The 22,965-nt window shown below is 71.2% G+C and carries 21 protein-coding genes and 1 riboswitch; of the genes, 13 read left to right on the top strand and 8 right to left on the bottom strand.

Translation table 11 applies throughout. The annotated features are described in order from the left end of the window. Positions 1-402 (bottom strand): methylenetetrahydrofolate reductase (locus tag VIM26_RS03455; protein WP_331948933.1); only part of this gene is annotated, 402 nt, incomplete at its 3' end. A gap of 4 nt (positions 403-406) precedes the next feature. Continuing rightward, positions 407-504, bottom strand: a riboswitch (SAM riboswitch). Positions 505-896: 392 nt separating this feature from the next. On the opposite strand from VIM26_RS03455, the gene VIM26_RS03450 reads away from it, so the two are divergent. Together VIM26_RS03450 and VIM26_RS03445 are read left to right on the top strand one after the other, a co-directional pair. Beyond that, on the top strand, positions 897-1,361 hold the full coding sequence (locus tag VIM26_RS03450) for a hypothetical protein (RefSeq protein ID WP_331948932.1): 465 nt from the start codon (positions 897-899) through the stop codon (positions 1,359-1,361). A gap of 174 nt (positions 1,362-1,535) precedes the next feature. Then, on the top strand, positions 1,536-1,856 hold the full coding sequence (locus VIM26_RS03445) for a hypothetical protein (protein ID WP_331948931.1): 321 nt from the start codon (positions 1,536-1,538) through the stop codon (positions 1,854-1,856). A gap of 22 nt (positions 1,857-1,878) precedes the next feature. On the opposite strand, the gene VIM26_RS03440 is transcribed toward VIM26_RS03445, so the two are convergent. Beyond that, positions 1,879-2,193: a hypothetical protein gene (locus tag VIM26_RS03440; RefSeq protein WP_331948936.1), complete on the bottom strand. Its 315-nt coding sequence runs from the start codon at positions 2,191-2,193 to the stop codon at positions 1,879-1,881. On the opposite strand from VIM26_RS03440, the gene VIM26_RS03435 reads away from it, so the two are divergent. Both VIM26_RS03435 and VIM26_RS03430 read left to right on the top strand, forming a co-directional pair. Then, positions 2,080-3,192: a S8 family peptidase gene (locus tag VIM26_RS03435; protein ID WP_331948935.1), complete on the top strand. Its 1,113-nt coding sequence runs from the start codon at positions 2,080-2,082 to the stop codon at positions 3,190-3,192. The genes VIM26_RS03440 and VIM26_RS03435 overlap by 114 nt on opposite strands. Positions 3,193-3,220: 28 nt before the next feature. Further along, complete coding sequence (locus tag VIM26_RS03430; protein ID WP_331948930.1) at positions 3,221-4,594, top strand: hypothetical protein; 1,374 nt, start codon at positions 3,221-3,223, stop codon at positions 4,592-4,594. A 94-nt stretch (positions 4,595-4,688) separates the two neighbouring features. Here the strand turns inward: VIM26_RS03430 and VIM26_RS03425 are convergent, their stop codons facing one another. Beyond that, the gene (locus tag VIM26_RS03425) at positions 4,689-5,267 is read right to left on the bottom strand and encodes a DNA-3-methyladenine glycosylase I (RefSeq protein WP_331948929.1); all 579 of its coding nucleotides are present in this window, start codon (positions 5,265-5,267) and stop codon (positions 4,689-4,691) included. A gap of 223 nt (positions 5,268-5,490) precedes the next feature. Beyond that, the gene (locus VIM26_RS03420) at positions 5,491-5,949 is read right to left on the bottom strand and encodes a nuclear transport factor 2 family protein (RefSeq protein WP_331948928.1); all 459 of its coding nucleotides are present in this window, start codon (positions 5,947-5,949) and stop codon (positions 5,491-5,493) included. A gap of 178 nt (positions 5,950-6,127) precedes the next feature. Here VIM26_RS03420 and VIM26_RS03415 point away from each other — a divergent pair, with 178 nt between their 5' ends. Next, positions 6,128-6,322: a WXG100 family type VII secretion target gene (locus tag VIM26_RS03415; protein ID WP_331948927.1), complete on the top strand. Its 195-nt coding sequence runs from the start codon at positions 6,128-6,130 to the stop codon at positions 6,320-6,322. A 115-nt stretch (positions 6,323-6,437) separates the two neighbouring features. Then, positions 6,438-7,001, top strand: coding sequence for a GNAT family N-acetyltransferase (locus VIM26_RS03410; RefSeq protein ID WP_331948926.1), 564 nt, complete (start codon positions 6,438-6,440; stop codon positions 6,999-7,001). Between the two features lie 375 nt (positions 7,002-7,376). Here the strand turns inward: VIM26_RS03410 and VIM26_RS03405 are convergent, their stop codons facing one another. After that, positions 7,377-12,278 (bottom strand): DUF3418 domain-containing protein, encoded by a 4,902-nt coding sequence (locus VIM26_RS03405; RefSeq protein WP_414696436.1) that lies wholly within the window; start codon positions 12,276-12,278, stop codon positions 7,377-7,379. Between the two features lie 129 nt (positions 12,279-12,407). Then, the gene (locus tag VIM26_RS03400) at positions 12,408-12,866 is read right to left on the bottom strand and encodes a MarR family winged helix-turn-helix transcriptional regulator (RefSeq protein WP_331948925.1); all 459 of its coding nucleotides are present in this window, start codon (positions 12,864-12,866) and stop codon (positions 12,408-12,410) included. Between the two features lie 191 nt (positions 12,867-13,057). Here VIM26_RS03400 and VIM26_RS03395 point away from each other — a divergent pair, with 191 nt between their 5' ends. From VIM26_RS03395 to ltrA, 3 genes are all read left to right on the top strand, one after another. Further along, positions 13,058-13,540 carry a YbaK/EbsC family protein gene (locus VIM26_RS03395; RefSeq protein ID WP_331948924.1) on the top strand — a complete coding sequence of 161 codons (483 nt, stop codon included), beginning with the start codon at positions 13,058-13,060 and terminating at the stop codon, positions 13,538-13,540. 192 nt (positions 13,541-13,732) lie between these two features. Then, positions 13,733-14,215, top strand: coding sequence for a hypothetical protein (locus tag VIM26_RS03390; protein WP_331948923.1), 483 nt, complete (start codon positions 13,733-13,735; stop codon positions 14,213-14,215). A 719-nt stretch (positions 14,216-14,934) separates the two neighbouring features. Then, positions 14,935-16,260 (top strand): group II intron reverse transcriptase/maturase, encoded by a 1,326-nt coding sequence (gene ltrA / locus VIM26_RS03385; RefSeq protein ID WP_331948922.1) that lies wholly within the window; start codon positions 14,935-14,937, stop codon positions 16,258-16,260. A 157-nt stretch (positions 16,261-16,417) separates the two neighbouring features. Here ltrA and VIM26_RS03380 read toward each other — a convergent pair whose 3' ends face one another. Then, a complete protein-coding gene (locus VIM26_RS03380; RefSeq protein ID WP_331948921.1) occupies positions 16,418-17,905 on the bottom strand; it encodes an MFS transporter in 1,488 nt (495 codons plus the stop codon). A 79-nt stretch (positions 17,906-17,984) separates the two neighbouring features. Between VIM26_RS03380 and soxR the strand changes: the two genes are divergently transcribed. Beyond that, a complete protein-coding gene (gene soxR, locus VIM26_RS03375; RefSeq protein WP_331948920.1) occupies positions 17,985-18,500 on the top strand; it encodes a redox-sensitive transcriptional activator SoxR in 516 nt (171 codons plus the stop codon). A 78-nt stretch (positions 18,501-18,578) separates the two neighbouring features. Here soxR and VIM26_RS03370 read toward each other — a convergent pair whose 3' ends face one another. Beyond that, positions 18,579-19,229 carry a TetR/AcrR family transcriptional regulator gene (locus VIM26_RS03370; protein ID WP_331948919.1) on the bottom strand — a complete coding sequence of 217 codons (651 nt, stop codon included), beginning with the start codon at positions 19,227-19,229 and terminating at the stop codon, positions 18,579-18,581. A gap of 100 nt (positions 19,230-19,329) precedes the next feature. Between VIM26_RS03370 and VIM26_RS03365 the strand changes: the two genes are divergently transcribed. From VIM26_RS03365 to VIM26_RS03355, 3 genes are all read left to right on the top strand, one after another. Further along, a complete protein-coding gene (locus VIM26_RS03365) occupies positions 19,330-20,520 on the top strand; it encodes an MFS transporter (RefSeq protein WP_331948918.1) in 1,191 nt (396 codons plus the stop codon). 179 nt (positions 20,521-20,699) lie between these two features. Then, entirely contained in the window at positions 20,700-21,899 is a 1,200-nt protein-coding gene (locus VIM26_RS03360) for an exonuclease SbcCD subunit D (RefSeq protein WP_331948917.1), read from the top strand. Then, positions 21,899-22,965 (top strand): SMC family ATPase (locus VIM26_RS03355; protein WP_331948916.1); only part of this gene is annotated, 1,067 nt, incomplete at its 3' end. The genes VIM26_RS03360 and VIM26_RS03355, both read left to right, overlap by 1 nt.

The raw sequence follows: 22,965 nt of genomic DNA, 5'->3' as shown, positions 1-22,965 counted from the left end.
CGTCAGCCCGGCGGGGTTCGGCCGCCAGTCCGGGTGGTCGGCCGGCGGGTCGCCGCGCAGCGCAAGGAAGCTGCGCACGCCCTCGTCGAGGAACTCCTCGATCACCGCGCTGACGTCCTCGCGGGAGACCCCCACGCAGGTCAGGTGGGCGATCGGCAGGACCGGCGTGCTCGCGATCAGGTGCCGGACGAGCTCGCGGGTGGTCTGCCGGGTCGAGCCGGACGCGCTGTAGGTGACCGAGATGAAGTCCGGGCGGGCCCCGGACAGCGCCTCGATGGTCTTGTACAACGCGTCCGTCGACTTCGGGGTCCGCGGCGGGTAGAGCTCGAACGAGACGGTCGGACGGTCGATCGCGGCACGCCGTGGCGGGCTCGGGGTGCCATTGGAACCGTCTAAAGACATATCAACTCCATCGGTCCTGGCGGAAGCACCCACACCCTCGAGAAATCAGGGGGGTTGCTGCGGCATCATCGAGCCAGGTCTCTCAGCCGCTCTGGATGGTTCAGAAAGCATAGACCGGGACCGGCGTCCGGAGTAGTGCCGCGCCGCCATGTGGGATGAGCACTGGGCTGAACAGGTCGTACGCGTAGGCAGGCGTGGGCCTGCACGACGTCGTGACGGGCCGGCTCGCCCCGTCGTCGTGGGTGAGCAGGGCCTGACCGGCGAGCGAGCCGGACAACTGTCCAGCCGCAGGTGGGAGGCCGTTCAGGGGGCGCGCCACCGGTTACGGTTAGCGCGCCAGCCACGGCGACCACGGACCGCTACTGGGGATCGCTGCGGGCGAGCGGTGACGACCATGCTCGAAAGCGACACCGGCGGTACCCGGGTTGGACGATCGAAGGGCATGGAACGTGGGGAACGAAGTCGAGCTGTCACCGGCGGCCGTCAAGGTGCGGGTGCGCGAGCTGGAGTCGCTGCTGACCCGACTCGACAAGATTTCGGAGTCGCTGCGCGAGGTGCGCAGGCGGCAGGGGAGACAGGCGTGGTCCGCGATCTTTCACTGTGGAGAGTTCGACTCGTCGTACGCCAGGTCGATCGGGGATCTGCACGAGACGTCGCTCAAGATCCGCACGAAGGTCGGCGTGATCCAGGTGAGCCTGCAGGAGAGCGCCGACAGCCTCGCCAGAACCGATCAGGACATCCAGGACAAGCTCACGATCCTTGCGAACCGGATCGAGGACGAGCCGCCCCTGCCGCGTGGCGGCGCTGGAGCGGCCGGCGGCTCAGGTGCCCAGCCGGCTGGGTTGGAGGTGGCTCCGGCGCCGTTCGGTTATCAGAGCCTCTACGGGGATCGCGCCACGATCCTGGCGGCACGACTGGGCGGTCAGGCGTCTTTCGGGGGCGGCGGGGGTTCGTTCTGAGGCTGGCGTCCGGGAGGGACGGTGCGCGCGTCCGCCGGGTCGTCGCGGCGACTCTCGTGCTGGGGCGACGCTGGGCGGGGTGCTCGGCGCGACGCCGGCGAGCGCGAATCCGGACCCGGCCGGGCAGGTCGGGCTTTGGAACTACGCCGCCTCCGGCTTCGATGCAGGAACCCGTTGCTGCGTAAGGACGCCGACGCGAAGCCCGCGTACGGCGACGTCGTCGGCGCCCCGGCCTCGACTCTGACGAGCGCGGGCGAGGTGACCAACCCGCCGCCGGGCGGTGCGCGGGAAAGCGGGAGCAGCTCGTTGCGGACGTTGCTGATTCTCGGTGGTCTGCTGTTCATCCCGGTCTGCGTGGCCGGGATCGTGGTTGCGGTCGTCGTGTCCCGCCGCAGACGTAGCATCGCCCAGCCCACGCCGCCGAACCTCGACGGCCCCGCGCACAACGTCCGAACCGGGTCCGGCCCGCCCCATGAGCACCTCCAAAGGAATTGATATGAACAACTCGGCTGGCCGTTCACTCGCAGGACGCGGTGGTTCGCGTCTTGGCCGCGGCGTCGCGGCCACTCTCGCGCTGGGCCTCCTCGGGGCGACCCTGGGCGGGGCGCTCGGCGCGGCGCCGGCGAGTGCGGATCCGGACCCGGTCGGGCAGGACGGACAGTGGTACTACGCCGACTCCAACCTCGACGCGGTCCACAAGCAGACCACCGGGAAGGGCATCACCGTCGCCGTCCTGGACGGCCCGATCAACCCCGCCGTCCCCGACCTCGTCGGCGCGAAACTGATCACCCGAGCCGACTCGTTCTGCGAGGACGAAAAGGGGGGCGTGCAACCCGGGACCGGAACGTCAGAGGCGTCTGCGCACGCGACTGGACTCGCCTCCTTGATACTCGGGACTGGGGCGGGCACGGGCGGCCAACCGGGCGTGCGAGGCGTTGCGCCCGGAGCGACCGTGCGTCACTACGCCGTAAAGATCGGCGAAGGTGGTGGATGTGAACTTTCCGGTGTGGGAGGGTTCGCGGCTGGTGTCGACCAGGCGGTTGCCGACGGAGCGAACATCATCAGCGTCTCGCTGTCCGGCGCCGAAGATAAAGAGAAACTCGACGCAATCGGCAGGGCGGAGCGGGCCGGCGTGATCGTAGTTGTGTCGTCGAACAACCGCGGGGGAACGGACCTGGGCTGGCCGGCGTCGGGTAACGGTGTGGTGTCGGTCGAAGCTTCCGACATCAATCACGACCTCAGTGACAGCGCGGTCACCAATCCGCTGCTTGCGGTTGTGGCTCCGGGTGTTTGGACCCGCGTCCTCTCCTGGTCCGACGGCCGCTGGGACACGTATGCACTCGCGAATGGTTCCTCGGTTTCGACGGCGTTCACGTCCGCAGTGTTGGCCCTGGTGTGGTCGGAGCACCCTAAGGCGAGCGCGAACCAGATGATCCAGACCTTGTTGCGGAACACCACGACGGGCAAGGGTCAGCTGGCTCGGAATGACGAGTGGGGGTATGGCGGCGTGTCGGTGGCCGCGATGCTGGCCGCGGATCCCACGAAGTACCCGGATGTGAACCCGTTGCTTCGGAAGGACGCCGACGCGAAGCCCGCGTACAGCGACGTCGTAGGCGCCCCCGCATCGACGAGCACAGGTGCCGCGAACAAGGCGCCGTCGGCCAAGACGGCAGACGGTGAAGGTGGTTCGTTGCGGACGTTGCTGATCCTCGGTGGTCTGGTGTTCGTCCTGGTCTGCGTGGCCGGGATCGTGGTCGCGGTCGTCGTGTCCCGCCGCCGGCGCACCACCGCGCAGCCCGCGCCACCCGCGTTGTACCGGTCGGTCACGTGAGTTCCGCCTCGAGGGAAGTGACGTTGAGATGACGAAGCGTTCGGAATTGCTTGGCCTGGTCGGGAAGACGGAGCCCTCGGTGTTCATCCAGCAGACCGCGGACTCCAAGTCCGTGATCGATACCGCGGCCGAGCTGGAGTCGATCGCCGCCGAGCTGGTGCGGATCGCCGGGGACCTGGGAATGAGCGGCCCCGCGGCGGACGCCGCGGTCGACACCTTCGTCGTCCTGTCGCGCAAGGTCAAGGTGCACGCGGACCAGACGACCCAGACGGCCAACGCCGCCATCAAGGCGCACAACGCGCTGCGTGAGGCGAAGGTGGCCTACGAGGCGCTGCCCTCCGGTGACGTGGGCGTTCTGGAGGGGGCGGCCATCGTCGCCAAAGAGACGGCCAATTGGAGCGCGCTCCCGGGTGTCGGGACGGTTGTGGGGGTGAACGTCGGGGCAGCGGAGGTGCTCGCGTTGTCCAACAAGCGCGAGCAGGCACGCGAGGACGCCGCGGACCAGGCCATCAACAACCTGAACGCCTCGATGATCACCGCAAAGAGCGCCCTGCACTACGCCCCGGCCACCGACGACGACCGCTATGCCGAGACGGCGATCACTCCCGCGCATTCCGTTACCCCTTCCACGGGCTCCGGCGCGGCCGGCGGCTGGAGTTCATCGATGGGTGGCTCGGGGTACACACCTCGGCTGGCTGGGGGCAGCGGCTCGGGTATCGCTGGCGGCGGAAGTATCGCTGGCGGCGCGGCCGCGAGTCTTGCTCAGTCGGCCGGTGGTTCCGGGGCCGAGTCCGGTTCGGGAATCGGTGGCATCGGGGCCCGGGGCATCGGTGGAGCGCTCATCGGAGGAGTGGCGGTCGGCGGCCTCGCGTTGGGGGCGGTTGCGCTGGCTCGCTCCCGGGCTGCCCGAGCGGCCTCGGGTGCCGGTGGCACCAGCGGGGTGTTGGGTCGTAGCAGTGAAGAGGGCGCAGGCGGGTTAGGTGGTCCCGGTCGCGGGGGCGCCGGCGCTGGTGGTCTTGCCGGTAGTCGCAGCGGCTCGACGAGCGGACTCGGCCGCGGGACGTCCGGCAGCGGTGCGGGGTCAGGTCTGTCGGGGACCACCGAGTCGGAGGGCGCCGGCGCCGGGTCGCGTGCGGGCGGCTCCGGCACCGCGGCAGGTTCCCGCAGCGGGGCCGCGACCGGTGGTGGCGCACCGATGGGCGGCGGCGGTGGCGGCGGTGCAGGTGGCTCGAGCAAGGGTCGCCGGGCCGGCGGCGGCGGGCACCTGGCCCCCCACCTCGACATCGCGGACGAGAAGTCCGACATCGACCTCGGCGCCGGGGCGAAGGCCGGTTCCCGCAGCGAGCTGCGGGCGCAGCGCGCGGCCCCCGTGGACGACTTCGAGCCGGACGAGACCTGGTAAGCAGTCGCAGCCCGTCGGAGTTGGTCCGCTGATGGCAGTCGATCGCGGTGCGGCGACGGTCTCGGGCGCGGTTTGCGTGCCCGAGACCGATGCCTCATAGGTCCGGAGCCGGCCGGGCCAGGACGACCGGGCAGGTCGCGAGGTGGTCGTCGACCAGGCCGCACGCCTGCATCGAGGCGTAGGCGGTGGTCGGGCCGACGAACCGGAAGCCATTCGCCTTGAGCTCTTTGGCGAGTGCCCGGGACTCGTCGGTCGTGGCGGGGACGCCCTCGAAGGAGGTCGGCTGGGGGCGGGAACCCGCCGGGGCGTGGGACCAGATGAGCTCGGAGAGCGTGCGGCCGTGGTCCCACAGCGTCAGGATCGCCCGGGCGTTCGCGATCGTGGCGAGAATCTTGGCCCGGTTGCGCACGATGCCGGCGTCGGTGAGCAGGCGGGCGACGTCGTCGTCGGCGAAGGCCGCGACCACGCGCGGGTCGAAGTCTCCGAATGCGGCGCGGAAGGCGGGGCGCTTGCGCAGGATCGTGATCCAGGACAGGCCGGACTGGAACGCCTCGAGGCTCACCCGCTCGAACAGCTCGTGCTCGCCGCGGACCGGGACGCCCCACTCGGCGTCGTGGTACTCCTCGTAGAGCGGGTCGCCGTCGCCGAAGCAGCGGGCGGTCGGGGTCGTCAAGAGAACCTCACGAGGGCGTACTTGCGCCCGATCAGCCTGGCCGCCTCGAGCCGATGGTTTCCCTGGATGATGCTGAGCGAGTCACTCGTGCGAGCCATGCGTCGGCCTCAATCGTCGGGCAACCCGGTGAAATCCTGGTGAACCGTACAGCGACCCTCCGACGCGGCCCACCGAGCGGCGGGCGCCGGGGTCCGCCCACTGCAGGTGGGACTGGGAGCAGGGCCTACTCGAGCGGGAAGCTCTGGCCGTGCTCCTCGGCCGGGCGCGGTCCGAAGATCCGCCGTTCGGAGGCCTCGATCCGGACGTCGTTGATGCTCGCCTCCCGGCGGGACATCAGGCCGTGCTCGTCGAACTCCCAGAGCTCGTTGCCGTAGCTGCGCCACCACTGCCCGGCCGGGTCGTGGCTCTCGTACTGGAAACGGACCGCGATCCGGTCTCCGTCGAAGGCCCAGAGCTCCTTGCGCAGCGCGTAGTCCAGCTCGCGCTGCCACTTGGCGGTGAGCAGCTCGACGATCGCGGCGCGGCCGGTGAGGAAGATGTCGCGGTTTCGCCAGACCGAATCCGGCGTGTACGCCAGCGAGACGCGTTCGGGGTCCCGCGAGTTCCAGGCGTCCTCGGCGGCTTGCACCTTCTGACGCGCGGTGGCGGAGTCGAACGGCGGCAGTGGGGGTCGGTCAGCCATGGCAGCGAGCCTAGGTGAACCTTCCCGCGCCGCGACCTGCGGCGCTGACCTGCACGGCCAGCAAACGACTTCCCCATGGCTAACGTCACTGTGACCTACCAGGAGATGCGCGACGCATCCAGGCGCCTCACCCGCCGGCGAGGAAAACATCACCTCCAAGCTCGGCGAGCTGCGCACGATGATCAAGGGACTCGTCAACGGCGGGTACGTGACCGACGCCTCGAGCAAGCAGTTCGACGAGTCGTACGACGAGTTTGACAGCGGTGCTGTGAAGATGGTCGAGGGCCTCGAGGGCCTGGGCAAGTACCTCACCGCCGCCGCGGACACCTTCGAGCAGGCCGACTCGGAGCTGGCCAAGGCACTCAACAAGTAGTGTCCCCCGGAGTCTGGGAACGGACCGCACGCCGCCGACGGCGATGGGCGGTCCGTTTCTGCGTGCACGATGGGCCCCGTCCATCACTCCTCACCGAAGAGAGCTCCGAAGCCACATGCCTGAGATGTTCTTCCGCAACGCCACGCTGAGCGATGTCCCGGCTCTGAGCGCGCTCGTCGAGCTGACCTATCGGAGCGAGTCCAGCCGAGAATCCTGGACGACCGAGGCGGATCTCTTCACCGGTACCCGAACCAACGAGGCCGAGATCGCGAAGCTCGTGTCGTCGCCCCGCAGCGCGGTGCTCGTCGGTGAGCTCGATGGCCGCGTCGTCGCGTGCTGTCACCTGGCGGACCGGGACGACCACACCTATGTGGGCATGTTCGCCGTCGACCCGTCGCTGCAGGCTCGGGGCGTGGGGCGTCAGGTGTTGTCGGAAGCCGAACGAGTGGCCGTCCAGGACTGGGACGCCCGCGAGATGCGCATGACTGTGATCACGACCCGGACCGCGTTGCTGGACTGGTACGTCCGGCGCGGGTACACCATGACCGACGACGTTCATCCGATGCCGGCCGAGCACGCGGCATCGGCGCGGCCGGGTATCGAGCTCAGCCTGGTCACGCTGACGAAGCACATCGCCGTCGCCGAGTGCGACACCGGTGATCTCCCGGCCTCGAAGTAGCAACGAGCCTTCAATCCCATTCGGGGGCGCAGCTCGGCCGAGGCCGAGACGTCGGCGCTGGTGAACACCTGGATCACACCCGCCCTCCCGGCGAGGGAGCGCAGCGGCGAGGTGCGCGGTGCGAGCACGATCACCTGGTCGCCGCGGGCCTGGTACGAGGCGGCCAGGGCGAGCAGCGCGGTGCTGCACTGTTGGCGACCTTCGTCTCGGCTGTCCGCACGGGTGCGCAGCCGCAGCCGGATGGGCACGTCGGCCTACGGACCCTGCGCATCGTGCTGGCCGCGCAGGAGTCGGCCCGGACGCGCGCGACCGTCACCATCACTGAGTAGCGCTCGGCGCGAGCGTGCGGGGCCCGGGCGTGCGACACCGCCGGTCTCAGCCCGCGAGAACGGTCCGGATCCGCTTCTCCGAGACCGGCCCGGGCGTCCCGAGCTGCTGGGCGAACAGGCTGACCCGCAGCTCCTCGAGCATCCAGCGGACCTCCGCGAGGGCGGTGTCCCTCGCGGCGTCCGGGGCCGCGTGGGCCGCCTTCTTGCGGGCGTCCGCGTAGGTGTCCTCGAGGTCGTGGATCTTCCAGGCCGTCTCGGCGTCGCGGTTTGGGTCGCTGGCCGCCTTGGCGAGCCGGTACTTGGCCGCGCGCAGGTACCGCGCGAGGTGCGGCAGCCTGGCCGCGCCCGTCTCGGCGATGAAGCCGTCGTGCACGAGCGCGGCCGCTTGCTCGCGGATGTCCTGCAGCGTGTTCAGCAGGGCGAGGCTCGTCGCGGCCCGCACGGCGCCGTCGAGCTCGCGTGCCGCGGCCAGCACGACGACGAGATCGGTCACGGTCCGGTGCACGATGTCCTCGAGGCCGCGGCGCACCGTGTCCCGGAGTGCGGTGTACGCGGCGGCGTCGCGCACCCCGGCCGGGGCGTGTGCGTCGATCAGGGCGTCGACGGCGGCCAGCTGGACCTCGCCGACCAGCACATCGGTGCTGCGGTACGGGCTGGCGGCGAGGGTGAGCGCCTGGGTGCCGGACCAGCGGCTGGTGATCCTGGCCGTCGCCAGCCCGGTCTCGAGCAGCAGCAGGCGCCGCAGGCCGCGCCGGTGGGTGCGGTCCTGGGCGGTCGGGTCGGCGAGCACGCGCAGGGCCACCGTCGTCGTCCTGGCAGGTCCGGGCTCCTCGACGAGCGCCGGGTACCCGCGGATGATGATGCCGCCCGCGGCGGGGGTCTCCACCAGGACGGGGATGCGGCCGTCGGGCAGATCCGCGGGCCAGGTGGTCAGTCCCGTTCGCTCGGCGATCGCGGGGGCGGCGGGTACGGCCGGTTGCCCGGCGGTCGCGGGGCTCCCGGGGGCCGACGGCGTCGGGCCGGCGCCCGTCCCGGACGCGCCCGTCCCGGACGCGCCCGGTGTCGCGTCGCCGGGCCGAGCCGGGGCGCCGGACGGTTTCGCGCCGCCAGGCTGCGCCCCGCCCGCTGCCTTTGCGGCCTTCGCCGCCGACGCGCGCCCGGACTCGCGCACGGCGTCGCGCACCGCGGACCGCACGGCCACCCGGACGGCGTCCTGGGTGTGGGCCGCGAGGCGGCGCTGGAGCGAGAGCAGGTCCTTGCTCTCCTCGAGCATGACGGCATGCCCGGCGCGCTCCTCGTGCACCCGGAACGTCATCCGCAGGTGGGCGGGCAACCGCTCGTCGTCCCACGCGTCGTCGGGGATCTCCACCCCGCGCAGCGCGCGAACCGCCGCGGCGATCGCCTCGTGCACGGAGCCCGCCATGTCGCCCGCGCGGACGGTGTCCACCCAGCTCGGCAGGTTCGCGTCGATCCACCCGACGACGTCCCGTGCGACGTCGGGGGTGGGCACCAGCTGGACCCGCACCGGCTTGGCGAGGGACCGCAGCAGCGCGGTCACCAGCTCCTCGCGGACCCCGGGGACCATCCAGTCGAAGCCCTCCGGCCGGACCCGGTTCAGCACCACGACCGGGATATGTACAGTCACGCCATCGGCATCTGTACCAGGCTCGAACTGGTACGTGAGCGGCAGCTCGAGGTCGCCCTGCGGCCACCTCGAGGGGAAGTCGGTCTCGCTCACCGAGCCGCGGACGGCGTCGGGCACGAGCATCGCGAGGGTGAACGTGAGCAGGTCCGGCGCGCTGCGCTGCGCGGTCTTCCACCAGGTGTCGAAGTGGCGCGCGGAGACGACGTCGGCCGGGACGCGCTCGTCGTAGAACGCGTACAGCTCGTCGTCGTCCACCACCAGGCCGCGCCGGCGGGCACGATGCTCGAGGCTCTCCGCCTCGGCGAGCAGCGCGCGGTTGTCGTGGAAGAACGCGTGGTGCGTGGTCCAGTCGCCCTCGACCAGCGCATGCCGGATGAACAGCTCGCGCGCGTGCTCGGGGTCGACCTTCGCGTACAGCACCCGGCGGCCGTTGACGATCGGCACCCCGTACAGCAGCACCTTCTCGGACGCCATCGCGGCGCCCTGCTTGGTCGACCAGGCGGGCTCGGAGTAGGTGCGTTTGACCAGGTGGGCGGCCAGTTCCTCGGCCCACTCGGGCTGGATCCGCGCGGCGTCGCGGCCCCACAGCCGGGACGTCTCGACGAGCTCGCCCGCCATGATCCAGGCCGGCGGCTTCTTGGACAGCGGCGAGCCGGGGAAGATCGCGAACCGGGCCCCGCGCGCGCCGAGGTACTCGTTGCGAGCGCCCTTGCGGGCCGACGTCGCGGGCTTCTTGGTGCGCGCCGGGGCGGCGCGGACCTCGGTCGCCTCCTGCATGCCGATCTGGGAGAGCAGGCCGGACAGCAACGAGACGTGGATCCTGTCCGCGTCCCAGTCCAAGCGCAGGGTGGTGGTCTCCGCCGTGTCGCTCGCGAGCACGGCCTGTGCGGCGCCCGGGGCGGTGCGGCGGCGGGGCGGGGTCGACGCGGCGGTCGCGTCGGCGGCCGGCGCGGGCGCCGACTCGGTCGTGTGCCGCGGGCGGGCCGGCTCGACGCGGATCCCGAGCGGCTTGGCCATCTCGCGCAGCTGGGTCACGACGTCCTGCCACTCGCGCAGCCGCATGTAGTTGAGGTGCTCCGAGCGGCACATGCGCCGGAACGCCGAGCTGCCCAGCTCGCGCTGGGCGTCCTTCACGTGCTCCCACAGGTTCAGGTAGGTCAGGAAGTCCGACGTCGGGTCGGCGAACCGCGCGTGCAGCTGGTCGGCCTGCTGGCGCTGCTCGAGGGGCCGTTCGCGCGGGTCCTGGATCGACAGCGCGGCGGCGATGATCATGACCTCGCGCGCGACGCCGCGCCGCCCGCCCTCGACGATCATCCGCCCGAGCCGCGGGTCCATCGGCAGCTGCGCGAGCGCCCGCCCGACCTCGGTCAGCCGCGCCCCCACCTTGCTGCTCGCGCCGCCGCCCCCCGAGTTGTCAGCCGGTGCGCGCGCCAGGGACCGCGCTGCGGCTGACAAGTCCGCGGCGGGGGAGGGGGGTGGGGTCGTCTCCAGGGCGCCGAGCTCGGTGAGGAGCTGGACGCCGTCGCGGATCGAGCGCGTGTCGGGGGGCTCGACGAAGGGGAAGCGGGCGACGTCGTCGGGCGTGGAGGCGACGCCGACGGCGACCATCTGCAGGATGACGGCCGCGAGCGAGGTGCGCAGAATTTCCGGCTCGGTGAACTCCGGGCGCGACTCGTAGTCGTCCTGCGAGTACAGCCGGATCGCGATACCGTCCGCGACGCGCCCGCAGCGCCCGGCGCGCTGGTTCGCGCTGGCCTGCGAGACCGGTTCGATCGGCAGCCGCTGCACCTTGGTCGCCTTGGAGAACCGCGAGATGCGCGCGGTGCCCGGGTCGATCACGTACCGGATGCCGGGCACGGTGAGCGAGGTCTCGGCGACGTTGGTCGCCAGCACGATCCGGCGGGTGGAGTGCCGCTCGAACACCTTGTGCTGCTCGGCGGACGACAGTCGCGAGTACAGCGGGATGATCTCGACGGCGTCGGGCCGGCGCTGGTCGGCGACGCGCGGGCCGAGGTGCCCGATGAGCGCGTCCTCGGCGTCGCGGATCTCGCGTTCGCCCGAGAAGAACACCAGGATGTCGCCCGGACCCTCGATGAACAGCTCGTCGACCGCCTCGCACACGGCCGTGAGCGGGTCGCGGTCCTCCTGCGCCGCCCGCTTGTCAGCCCTGGCGCGCGCTGCGTCTGACAACCCGGAGGACGCCGACTTGTCAGCTCGTCCGCGGTCCCCGGCGCGCGCTGCGGCAGACAACTCGTCGGGGTCGTCGGTCTCCGCGTCGGGGGAGAGGGGGCGATAGCGGATCTCGACCGGGTACGTGCGGCCGGTGACCTCCACGACGGGCGCCGGCGTGCCGTCCTGCGCGGCGAAGTGCTCCGCGAACCGCGCGGAGTCGATAGTCGCGGAGGTGATGACGACCTTGAGGTCCGGGCGCTGGGGCAGCAGCCGGGTGAGGTAGCCGAGGATGAAGTCGATGTTGAGCGACCGCTCGTGCGCCTCGTCGATGATCAGGGTGTCGTAGGCGCGCAGCATCGGGTCCCGCTGGATCTGCGCGAGCAGGATCCCGTCGGTCATCACCCGCACGAGCGTCGCGTCCGACGACGTGTCGGTGAACCGCACCTGGTACCCGACGATCTCGCCGAGCGGCGTGCCGATCTCCTCGCTGATCCGCTCCGCCACCGTGCGCGCCGCGATCCGCCGCGGCTGGGTGTGCCCGATCTGCCCGGCGCGCCCCCGCCCGAGCTCGAGCAGGATCTTCGGCAGCTGGGTCGTCTTGCCGGACCCGGTCTCGCCCGAGACGATCACGACCTGGTGGTCCCGGATGGTCGCGGAGATGTCCTCGCGGCGCGCGGAGACGGGCAGGTCCGGCGGGTAGGTGATCGCCGGGACGACGACGGCGCGGCGCACCTGCGCCTTGCGGCTCCCCCGGGCGGACTGCCGCGCGTCGGCGGACTCGGGGGTGTCGTTGCGGGGGGTGCGGTCGGAGCGGGGCGGTCGGTCGCCTCGTTGCCGGGCGTTGCGGGCCGGCCGGTCGCGGTGAGCCGACCTGTCGTCCGGGGTGGTCTCGGTCCGTCCTGATGATTCTTCCGGCGTTTGCTCGGCCGGGCTCGGCGCTCCGGCCGGTTGCGTATCGAGGCCCCCCGGGGCGCCCGGCGCCCCGGTTGCGCGACCGCGACGTCCGCGTGAAGCCCCGCCGCGACGTCGTCGGGCACGCTGGTTCGGCTCGGTGCCGGAGGGGGCGTCCTGCCCGTCGGGCGTCGGCGCGTTCGCGGGCTGCGCCGCGGTCGCCGGGCGGGGCGGGGTCACCTGCCCGCCGTGTGATCCTGCTTCGCCTTCACCCACGACCGACCATTCTCCCCGACCCGGGCGCCCGCCGACGACGTGTTTTCGCGCGAGCGCCGGTCGCGGGCGTTGTCCAAGGCCCGGAAGTCGCCGTCAGACCCGGGCCGAGACGTCGACCTCGGCCGGAACCGTGAGGCGGAGCTTGGTGCACAGGCGCTTGAGCTCGGCCTGCTCGGTCGGGGTGAGCACCGACCCGACCCGGGCGACGATCGAGCGGGCGTGCCGGCGTCCGGTCTCCCGCTGGGCCTCGCGGCCGGCGTCGGTCAGTGCGACGATCGTGCCGCGGCCGTCGAGCGGGTCCCGCAGGCGGCTGACCAGGCCCTCGAGCTCCATGCGGTCCACCAGGCGGCTGAGCCCGGGCTGGCTGAGGCGCACCGTCTCGGCGAGCTCACCGAGCCGCGCGCGACCGGTCGGGAACCCGGTCAGGGTGTACAGGACGTCGTACTCGGGCATGGTGACCGATTCGCCGCGGAAGTCCTCCGCGAACTCCTTGATCAGCGTGATCTGGGCGCGCAGCAGCGCCTCCCAGGCGTCGACGGCGAGACGGGTCATGCGCGCTCCTGAGAACTTGTGGACGGCGCGGAACCGTCCCCAGATTGATGCATCTGCATAGAACATAACCCGCTGCGACGGACGGTATTCCGCCGGTGTCACCGCGCCGCTGCGCTTCGGCTCCGCGATGTTCACACCCCGCGGCGGGCGCAGCAAGCTGGCACCTCGACGGGCGCTCCTACAGTGAGGTCATGACAGCCGATGGGGAGACCCGGGCCATCGCGGCCCTCGAGGCGGCGGGCGTCGACTACACCGTGGCCCGGCACGGGCGGGTGGCCTCGCTCGCCGAGGCGGCCGCGGCGCGCGGCATCGCACCTGCGGGCATCGTCAAGACGATCGTGGTCCGCCGGGCCGACGACGACTACCTGTTCGTCCTCGTCCCGGGCGACCGTACGATCTCCTGGCCCAAGCTGCGGGCGCTGCTCGGCGTCAGCCGCCTGTCGATGCCCGACGCCGCGACCGCCAAGGCCGTCACCGGGTACGAGCGCGGCACGATCACCCCCTTCGGCGCCCTGACCGCCTGGCCGGTGATCGCCGACGAGCGCGTCCCGGGCCACCCGGCCTCGATCGGCGCCGGCGCCCACGGCGTGTCCGCGACCCTGGACGGCACCGCCCTGACGACAACCCTCAACGCCACCATCGCCGACGTCACCGACCCCGAGCCCCCCACCTGAGTCGACGACTCCGCCGAACTCGTAATCTGACGCCGAACTCGGACATTGCCGTGTGCGAGCTCGGCGTGATTGTCCGAGTTCGGCGATCGGACTTGACGCCTCAGGCGTGGTTTTGGGCGGGGTCGCGCGGGAATACTCTCTGATTCCTGGCGGGGCTGGCGCGTCATCGACCGAGCACGAGATGAGATTCATGTGACCTTCGAGCACAACGCCCGGCCGGCCGAGACCACGATCCGGACGAGGCCTTTCGGGTGGCTGCCCATGTTGGTGGCCGCGGCGGCCCTCCTCGCGGATGCTGCCCTGTTGGCGCCCGATAGGTCCGGGCCGATGTCCCCCCACTTTTTCTTCGTGTCGCTGGGCTGCCTCATGGCAATCGAAGCATTGTGGCTGCGGACCCGCGGCATTGATCTGACGCCGGAGTTCGCCGTGGTGCGGGGTTTCCGGCGTCGGAGCATTCCGTGGAGCGATGTGCAGGCTGTGCTCTACCGCCGGCGCAAATTCAACACGTGGGACGTTCAGCTCATCCTGGCGAGCGGGAAGCCGGTGGCGCTGCGGGCGCCGACGAAGTGGCTGGGCTTCGGCGTCGCGCGGTACGACCGGGACTTCCACCGCATCGGCCAATGGTGGCTGGCCCACCGCGTCGACTCCTGGACCCCCGCCCCACCCCAGGCATAACCGACCGCTCAAAGGACCGCCACCGACCCCGCGACACCGAGGGCAACTCCGCGCCGAATGCCGAGACTCGCGTCTCACTCGGACGTTTGCAGCCTGCGCACCCTCAGTGCAGCCCTCTGTGCAGCGAGAGTGCACCAAAACGCCTCATTCACTGCACTTTCGCTGCACAGAGGGCTGCGTGTGTACTGAATGCGAGAGCGAGGTTCTGTTGTAGAGATGGGATCTTGTGATTGCAATGCTGTGTGAGAGATGAGGGTGGGCCCCTCGGATTCGTCTGGCAGTAGACGATTCCAAACCGCCATGAGCTGCTGCGGTGAATGAGTCGTGGTGGTGAGCGTCATGGAAAAGTCACCGGAAGAGGTGGCAGGTGTGGTCCGAGCAGACGAACGAGAGTGAACCATCGACGAAGCGTCGTTAAGTGGAAGTGGCATCAGAACCAGAAGCTGCAGCTTCTTCTGGGATAAGTCAAGGGGTGGAGTCTGCATGCTGCCTTGGCGGTGTCCGGCGTATAGGTGGCGTGATCTCGGACCAGGCTCTCGCACGGAACAGTAGAACTCCTCGCCCGGTCCATCGGCCGCGTGATTGACGGGGTCGTGAACGAGGAAGCGTGAGTTGTGAAGAGCAACGAATGCGAATATCGCATACCGGGCAGGAGGGCGGACCGACCCGTAGTAGCGGTGAAGCACCTGTAATGGGGGTGGAGCGAAGGGGTCGGGTTGTTGAGCATCACCGACAGATCAACTGGCGACGGAAGGAATCTGATGGCAGATGCGAGGCTTGCGAGTAAGTCGTTTGACATACCGAAGCAGATTGTTGTGGAAGCCTATTTGAAGGTGCAGGCAAACAAGGGTGCTGCCGGCGTGGACCGGCAGAGCCTGGCAGATTTCGCGCAGGACGAGAAGAACAACCTGTACAAGATCTGGAATCGGATGTCTTCGGGGACCTATTTCCCCGCGCCGTTGCGCGTGGTGGAGATCCCGAAGTCGGATGGGAAGGGCGTGCGCACCCTGGGAGTGCCCACGGTCACGGACAGGATCGCCCAGACGGTGGTGGCCATGCTGCTGGAGCCCGAGGTGGAGAAGATCTTCCACCCCGACTCCTACGGCTACCGCCCCGGACGGTCGGCACTGGACGCGGTCGGGGTCGCCCGCAAGCGTTGCTGGAAGCAGAGCTGGGTGCTCGACATGGACATCCAGGGATTCTTCGACAACGTCCCGCACGAACCCATCCTCAAGGCAGTCGCGCACCACACCCAGGAGAAATGGATTCTCCTGTACGTGGGCCGCTGGCTGACCGCACCGATTCAACGACCAGACGGAAGCCTGGTTGTCCCGGAGCGCGGCACCCCACAGGGCTCCGCGATCTCCCCGTTGTTGTCGAACATGTTCATGCACTACGCGTTTGACGCGTGGATGGACCGCACCCATCTCGGGGTGCCGTTCGAGCGTTACTGCGATGACATCATCGTGCACTGCGTCAGCCAGACCCAGGCACGTTCCCTCTGGGAATCGATCGCACAGCGTCTCGCAGAGTTCGGCCTCACTCTCCATCCGGACAAGACACGGATCGTGTACTGCTACCAGAAGGGTCGACCTCGCAAGCCCGACGAGTCGGGCGAGTTCACCTTCCTGGGGTACACCTTTCGGCCACGCAAAGTGCTCGCCAAAGACGGAACCGGCCAGACGGGATTCCTCCCGGCCGTCTCCAACCAGGCGAAGCGCCACATGGGCGCCGACATCCGAGCATGGAGAATTGGCCGACGAACAGACCTGTCCTTCAAAGAACTAGCGATCATGATCAATCAAAAGGTCGCTGGTTGGATCACCTACTACGGACGATTCTACAAGTCCGAGCTGAGCAACTTCCTCGGCCAACGCCTCAATGAGATCCTCGTGCGCTGGGCGTGCCGAAAATACAAGCACCTGCGTCGGCACAAACGTCAAGCCCGGATACAACTCGCGAACATAGCCCAGAACGACCGGCGCTGGTTCGCGCACTGGAAGTTCGGGGCACTACCCACAGGCTCAACGATGGGAGCCGTGTGACGGGAGACTGTCACGCACGGTTCTGAGAGAGCCGGGGGGTGAAACTCCCCCCGGCCACTCACCACAGAGCGCTGCACTGAGCCCAGCCACTCACGGGATTGACGGGCCGACCCGCCATCGAGCTCGCCGGCCAGCCGAAGGGCCAAGACCTCATCGTTCAGCGGCCGGTGTCGGCGGGGAGGATGCGGCCGGCGACGGCGGCGGCGGTGGCTGCGAGGAGGGCGGAGACGGCGAAGCAGGTGAGGTAGGCGGCGGGGGTTGCGTCGTTCGCGACCAGGGCAGCGAAGACCGGGCCGCTGGCGGCCAGCACGGCCGCCGCCGCGAGGGACTCGTTGAGCTGAAGCGCGGACGTGTTCACGCCCTGCTCCTCGGGTTCCGACAGGCGCAGGGTGAGCAGCGAGAGCATCGGGTAGGTCAGGCCCATCCCGAGCCCGGCCGCACCCCAGCCCGCCAGGCTCGCGGCGACCGGGAACGCGGGCCAGATCGCCAGCGCGGCGAACCCGACCCCCAGCGCGATCGAGGCGCAGCCGACCCGCAGCACCGTCCGGTCGTCCCACCGCCCGTCGTAGCGTCCGCGCAGCCAGGAGCCGGTGGACCAGGTGAGCGCGGCCGCGGTCAGCGCGAGGCCCGCCTGCGAAGGGCTGAGCCCCCGCTCGGTGGTGAACAGCAGCGGCAGGTACACCTCCGCCCCGAAGAACGCCGCCCCGAGCAGCCCGCGCACCACGATCACGGCCGGCAGGCCGCGCGCGGCGCGCAGCGTGCCGCGGGGCAGCAGGCCGGGGACCGTTCCGGCGAGCAGCGCGAGGCCGGCCAGGCCGACCAGCACCGCCGCGAGGCCCCGCTGCTGCCCGGCGACGTGCAGCGCGAGCACCCCGGTCCCGGCGCCGAGCGCCCGCAGGAGTCGCGGCCGGTCGAACGACGAGGCCGGCGGTGCCGAGGGGGCCGGCGAGGAACCCGCCGGGGCGGCTGGCGCGTCGTCGTCGGGCAGGTCCTCGTCGGGCTGGGAACTGCGGCGCAGGGCCGGGCGCAGGATCAGCACGGCCGGGACCACGAGCACGGGGACCGACAGGAACACCCAGCGCCAGCCGAGGTGCTGGGAGATCAGGCCCGCGATCAGCGGCCCGACGACCGAGGGCAGCACCCAGGCGGCGGCGAACAGCGCGAAGACCCGGGCCCGCAAGCCGTCGGGGAACACCCGCGCGACCACGACGTACAGCGCGACCGTGAGCATCCCGGACCCGAGGCCCTGCACGACCCGTCCGGACACGAGCACGCCCATCGTCGCGGCGGTGCCGGCGATCACGAGTCCGGCAACGAACAGCGCGACCCCCGTGAACAGGGGCGCCGCCGGCCCGCGCCGATCGGCCCAGCCGCCTGCGGCGACCATGCCGACCACGCCGGACGCGAGCGGCCCGGCGAACGCCATCGCGTACAGCCCGATCCCGCCGAGCGCGGCGACGACGGTGGGCATCGTGGTGGTCACCGCGAGTGCCTCGAACGCGGACAGCGCGACGAGCGCGACCATCCCGATCGTCACCGCGCGGTACTCGGGCGACAGCGGCCCGACGGCGCGCGCGGCCGTCGGCCGAGGGGGCTGGTCCGGCGAGGCGGCGGGGACAGTCGGTTCGGTCGTGGCGGTGGTCATCGTTCTCCCAAGGCTAGCGGGGGGCACCGACACAGCCTCGGGCCTCAACCATGGTTGAGGTCAAGTAGATTGACGTGGCATGGCTCGCGAGCTCACCACCCCCGGCGTCCCGACTGCCCTTCCGGCGGTCGGGCTGACCGTCGGCCAGGTCGCACAGCGCAGCGGCGTGGCCATCTCGACGCTGCACTTCTACGAGCGGCAGGGCCTGATCGCCAGCACCCGCACCACCGGCAACCAGCGCCGCTACCGGCGCGACGTCGTCCGCCGGGTCGCCTTCATCCGGGTGTCCCAGCGGGTCGGCCTGCCGCTCGCCGACATCCGCGACGCGCTGGCCCGCCTCCCCGCCGGCCGCACCCCGACCAAACGCGACTGGACCCGCCTGTCGGCCATCTGGCACTGCGACCTCGACGCGCGCATCGAGCAGCTCGTCCGGCTCCGCGACAGCCTGAACGACTGCATCGGGTGCGGCTGCCTGTCGCTGAAGAGCTGCCGCCTGGCCAACCCCGACGACGCGCTCAGCGCCCAGGGCCCCGGCCCGCGCCGCCTGCTGGTCGACGGCATCAGGCCCCTGCCCGACGACGACGCGGAGGGCTGAGCGGGCCCGTTGCGGCCAAGCGACCCTCGCCGTCGAGCCCCCGCGCCCGCGTGCCCCGTTTGCCCGTGCCCGCGTGCCTCAGCCTGGGGCGTCGGCCGCTGACAGGGACGCGATGTGCTCGAGCACGGTGTCCAGGGCGATCTCGAGCGGGCCGGTCTCCCGCCTGACCTTGGTGAGCAGCAGGCCGCCCTCGACGGCAGTGAGGAGGGCCACCGCGAGGCGGTCCGGATCGGCGTCGGCGCGCAGGACGCCGCGATCGCGCATCGCCCGCAGGCCCGCGCGGATCGGCTCCTCCCAGCGCGCGAAGGCCATCACCAGGTCCGCGCGGGCGTCCGGTTGCGCATCGGCGAGCTCGTTCGCGAGCGAACCGAGGGCGCAGCCGCCCTGCCAGTTCCGCCGTACCTGCACCTCGACGATCCGGTCGCGCCAGGCCCGGAGCGCGTCGAGGCTGTCGAGGGGGTCGGTCAGCAGGTGCTGGGTGGCGAGGACGCCGTCGGCCCGGTGTGCGATGACCGCGCGCACGAGGCCCTGCTTGTCGCCGAAGTAGTGGTACAGCTGCGACGCGCTCACGCCCGCGGCGATCTGCACGTCCTCGATGCTGGTCCCGGCGACCCCGCTCTCGAAGATCAGCCGGGCCGCGACGCCGACGATCCGCGCGCGGGTCGCCTGCCCCTTCGCGGTCAGCCGGGGCTCGTGCGCCACGGCCTGGGTCGTCCTGGTGCCGGTCATGGTGCGAGCCTACGCCTTTTTTGGAGTTGACATTCCAAAATGAGATCCGCAAGGTTGGAGCGTTCGTTCCAAAATCGCATGATCATCGAAGGCGGACTCCATGCAGGTACTTGGGCAACGAGCCAGCTTCTGGGTGGCCGCCGCGGTCGCCGCCGTCGCGCTCTGGACCAGCGCAGCACCCTCCATGACCTACCCGTTGTACGCCGCGCAGTGGCACCTCAGCCCCACGGTCACGACCGGGATCTTCGCGGTGTACCCCGCCACCCTGGTTGTCGTGCTGGTGCTCTTCGGCGACCTGTCCGACTACCTCGGACGTCGCGCGACGATCCTGCTCGGCCTCGTCTCCTCCATGCTGGGCGTGCTGCTCTTCGCTGTCGCACCGAACGTCGGGGTGGTCCTGGCGGGTCGCGCGCTGATGGGAATCGGCGTCGGGCTGTCGCTGAGCCCCGCGACCGCCGCGATGGTCGAGTTCAGCCCGCCGGGCCAGGCGAAGCGCGCGAGCGCGATCACGACGGCGGCGACGGCGCTCGGCCTCGGGCTCGCCACCCTGGTCGGCGGCGGGCTGATCGAGTTCGCGCCCTTCCCCTTGCACCTCGACTTCTGGCTGCTGCTCGTGGTCGTGGCGGGCGTCTTCGGCGCGGCGTGGTTCCTGCCGCGCCACACCCCGGACGAGGCGACCGGGCGCTGGCACCCGCGCGCCCCGCACCTCCCCCGCGCCCTGCGCGGGCTCTTCACCACCTCGGCGGTCGCGGTGACGGCGGCTTTCGGCGTCGGCGCGGTGATGATGTCGCTCGGCGCTCAGATCGCACGCGACCTCATCGGGAGTGACAACGCACTCGTCAGCGGCGCGACGTTGACCGTGTTCGCCGCCGTCGGCGGCGTGGTCGCGGTCCTCGCGAGGAATGTGCCGGCGAACAAGGCAATCGTGCTGGGCGGCGTCGTCACGGCGCTCGGGATGTCGTTGCTCGGGGTCGCCGCGGCGCAGAGCTCGCTGAGCGTGTTTCTGGCCGCGTCGATCGGGATGGGGGCCGGCTACAGCCTGCTCTTCCTCGGCGGCCTCAGCCTGATCAGCGCGAAGGCCCCCGCGCACCACCGCGCCGGCACGCTGTCGGCCGTCTATCTGGTCGCTTACCTGATGCAGGGCGTGATCGCGCTCGGGCTCGGGGCGGAGGCCACCGCCGAGGGCCTGCGAGCCGCCCTCGCCGTAGGCGCCCCCGCAATCGCGATCCTCGCCGCAGCCGCGCTCACCCTCGCCCTCTCCATCGGCCGCTACCGCCCCCAACCCGCCTAACCACCCCCGACACCGCCTCACCCATCCCCGCCGAACTCGGAGGCTTGCGTCGAACTCGGACACTGCAGTGTCCGAGTTCGGGCTGAAACTCCGAGTTCGGCGGCCGGGTCTTGAGGCCGGCGAGGGGTGGTGCGGAGTGGCTGCGGGGGCGTGTCGGTGGGGCGGGTTACCGTCTCGGCATGCGCCTTCTGCACACCTCCGACTGGCACCTGGGGCGGAGCCTGCACGGCGTCGACCTGCTCGAGCACCAGGCCGCCTACCTCGATCACCTGGTCGAGGTCACGCGCACCGAGGGGGTCGACGCGGTGCTCGTCGCGGGCGACATCTACGACCGCGCGGTGCCGCCCGTCGAGGCCGTGACCCTGCTGTCCGAGACCCTCGCGCGCCTCGCCGAGCACGCGGTCGTGGTGCTCACGCCCGGCAACCACGACTCGGCGATCCGGCTCGGTTTCGGCGCGGGCCTGATGCGCGCCGGGGTGCACCTGCGCACCCGGGTGGCCGATGTCGCCTCGCCCGTCACGCTGGTCCCTCGGCCGGGGAGCGGCGAGCCCGCTGTGCTGGTCTACGGACTGCCGTACCTGGACCCCGACGTCGTGCGCCGGTCGCTGGCCCCGGACCGGGACACCCCGCTCGCGCGGTCGCACGAGGCGGTCACCGGTGCCGCGATGGATCGGGTCCGCGCCGACCTCGAGGCCCGGACCGCCGCCGCCACCGCGGCGGGGGATGCCCGGCCGCGCGCCGTCGTGCTCGCGCACGCGTTCGTGCTCGGCGGGGCCGCGTCCGAGTCCGAGCGGGACATCCGGGTGGGCGGCGTGGACCACGTCCCGGCCGGGGTGTTCGCCGGCATGGACTACGTCGCGCTCGGGCACCTGCACGGACCGCAGCGGATCGGCGGGCCGGCCGGGACCCTGCTGCGGTACTCGGGCTCGCCGCTCGCGTACTCGTTCTCCGAGCTGCACCAGGTGAAGTCGAGCGTGCTGGTCGACGTCGGCCCGGACGGCGTCGTCGGCGAGCCCCGGCTGGTCGCGGCGCCCGTACCGCGGCGCCTCGCCGACGTCACCGGCACCCTGGCGGACCTGCTCGGCGCGGCCGGCGAGGCGTACCTCGCGGACTGGGTGCGCGTGACGGTCACCGACGCGGCGCGCCCGACGGAGCTCTATGCGCGCGTCCGGGAGCGGTTCCCGCACGCGCTGGTGGTCCAGCACCGCCCGCCGACGTCGGCCGTGCGCGCGCATGTCGTGGTGACCTCGGCGCGGGACCCGCTCGAGGTGGCCGCCGAGTTCGTCGAGCACGTCACCGCGGCCGGGCCGACCGACGCCGAGGCCGGCGCGCTGCGCAGCGCGCTCGAGCACGTGCTCGCCCTCGAGCGCAGCGCCTGATGCACCTGCGCTCCCTCACCCTGCAGGCGCTCGGACCGTTCGTCGGCCGGCACACCATCGATTTCGAACAGCTCGGGGCGTCCGGCCTCTATCTGCTGGAGGGACCCACCGGCGTCGGCAAGTCCACCCTGATCGACGCCATCGTCTTCGCGCTGTACGGCAAGGTCGCCTCGGCGGAGGCGAGCGACGACCGGCTGCGGTCCGGCTTCGCCGACGAGGACACCGAGACCTTCGTGGACCTGGTCTTCGAGACCGGGTCGGGCGCGTACCGGGTGCGGCGCAGCCCCGAATGGCTGCGCGCGAAGAAGCGCGGCTCGGGGACGACCAAGCAGCAGGCGACCGTCAAGCTGTGGCGCCTCGCCGGGCCCGACGCCGCCGCGGCCGATCCCGACGCCGCCCCGGCCGATCCCGCCGCCGGGGCGGTGGATCCCGACGGTGAGCTGATGTCGACCCGGCTGGACGAGGCCGGCCTGGAGATCCAGCACGCGATCGGGCTCGACCGGACGCAGTTCGTGCAGACGATCGTGCTGCCGCAGGGGGAGTTCGCGAGCTTCCTGCGCGCGGATCCGGAGAAGCGCCGGGGCCTGCTGCAGAAGGTGTTCGCGACCGGGGTGTACGAGCGCGTCCAGGACCAGCTGGTCGCGATGCGGATCGAGGCGCAGCGCGCGGTCGCTGCAGCCCAGACCCGCGTCGGCGCGGCCGCCGCCCAGTTCGTCGGCGCCGCCGGCATCACCGACCTCCCCCCTGAGTTGTCAGACGTTGCGCGGTCTACAGGGCGCGCTGGGACTGACAACTTGGCGGGTTCTGAGTTGTCAGATGTTGCGCGTTCTACAGGGCGCCCTGGGACTGACACGTTGGTGGTCGAGGGGGCGGGCGGGCTTGTTGGCGCTGGCGAGCTTCGGGCGCTCGGAGACACGGCGTCCGCCGGGCTGCTGCCGGCGGTCCTCGCGCACGTCGACGCCCTCGCGGCGGTCGCCGGGGAGGCTCGGGTGCTCGAGGACGCCGCGGCCGCGGACCTCGTGCTCGCCCGTGCCGCGTGCGACGAGGCCAAGGCCCTGGCCGACGA

The organism is Pengzhenrongella sp. (assembly GCF_036565025.1).
Classification (GTDB): domain Bacteria; phylum Actinomycetota; class Actinomycetes; order Actinomycetales; family Cellulomonadaceae; genus Pengzhenrongella.
Note: the sequence above shows the minus strand (reverse complement) of the source record. Positions and strands in the feature narration are given on the sequence as shown.

What these genes read in the sequence shown, in the direction of transcription:
- VIM26_RS03400 (WP_331948925.1), bottom strand. Translation starts at nt 12,866, where the DNA reads ATGACCCGTCTCGCCGTCGACGCCTGGGAGGCGCTGCTGCGCGCCCAG.
- VIM26_RS03370 (WP_331948919.1), bottom strand. Translation starts at nt 19,229, where the DNA reads ATGACCGGCACCAGGACGACCCAGGCCGTGGCGCACGAGCCCCGGCTG.
- VIM26_RS03365 (WP_331948918.1), top strand. Translation starts at nt 19,330, where the DNA reads ATGCAGGTACTTGGGCAACGAGCCAGCTTCTGGGTGGCCGCCGCGGTC.
- VIM26_RS03360 (WP_331948917.1), top strand. Translation starts at nt 20,700, where the DNA reads ATGCGCCTTCTGCACACCTCCGACTGGCACCTGGGGCGGAGCCTGCAC.
- VIM26_RS03410 (WP_331948926.1), top strand. Translation starts at nt 6,438, where the DNA reads ATGCCTGAGATGTTCTTCCGCAACGCCACGCTGAGCGATGTCCCGGCT.
- VIM26_RS03380 (WP_331948921.1), bottom strand. Translation starts at nt 17,905, where the DNA reads ATGACCACCGCCACGACCGAACCGACTGTCCCCGCCGCCTCGCCGGAC.
- soxR (WP_331948920.1), top strand. Translation starts at nt 17,985, where the DNA reads ATGGCTCGCGAGCTCACCACCCCCGGCGTCCCGACTGCCCTTCCGGCG.
- VIM26_RS03395 (WP_331948924.1), top strand. Translation starts at nt 13,058, where the DNA reads ATGACAGCCGATGGGGAGACCCGGGCCATCGCGGCCCTCGAGGCGGCG.
- VIM26_RS03415 (WP_331948927.1), top strand. Translation starts at nt 6,128, where the DNA reads ATGATCAAGGGACTCGTCAACGGCGGGTACGTGACCGACGCCTCGAGC.
- VIM26_RS03420 (WP_331948928.1), bottom strand. Translation starts at nt 5,949, where the DNA reads ATGGCTGACCGACCCCCACTGCCGCCGTTCGACTCCGCCACCGCGCGT.
- VIM26_RS03430 (WP_331948930.1), top strand. Translation starts at nt 3,221, where the DNA reads ATGACGAAGCGTTCGGAATTGCTTGGCCTGGTCGGGAAGACGGAGCCC.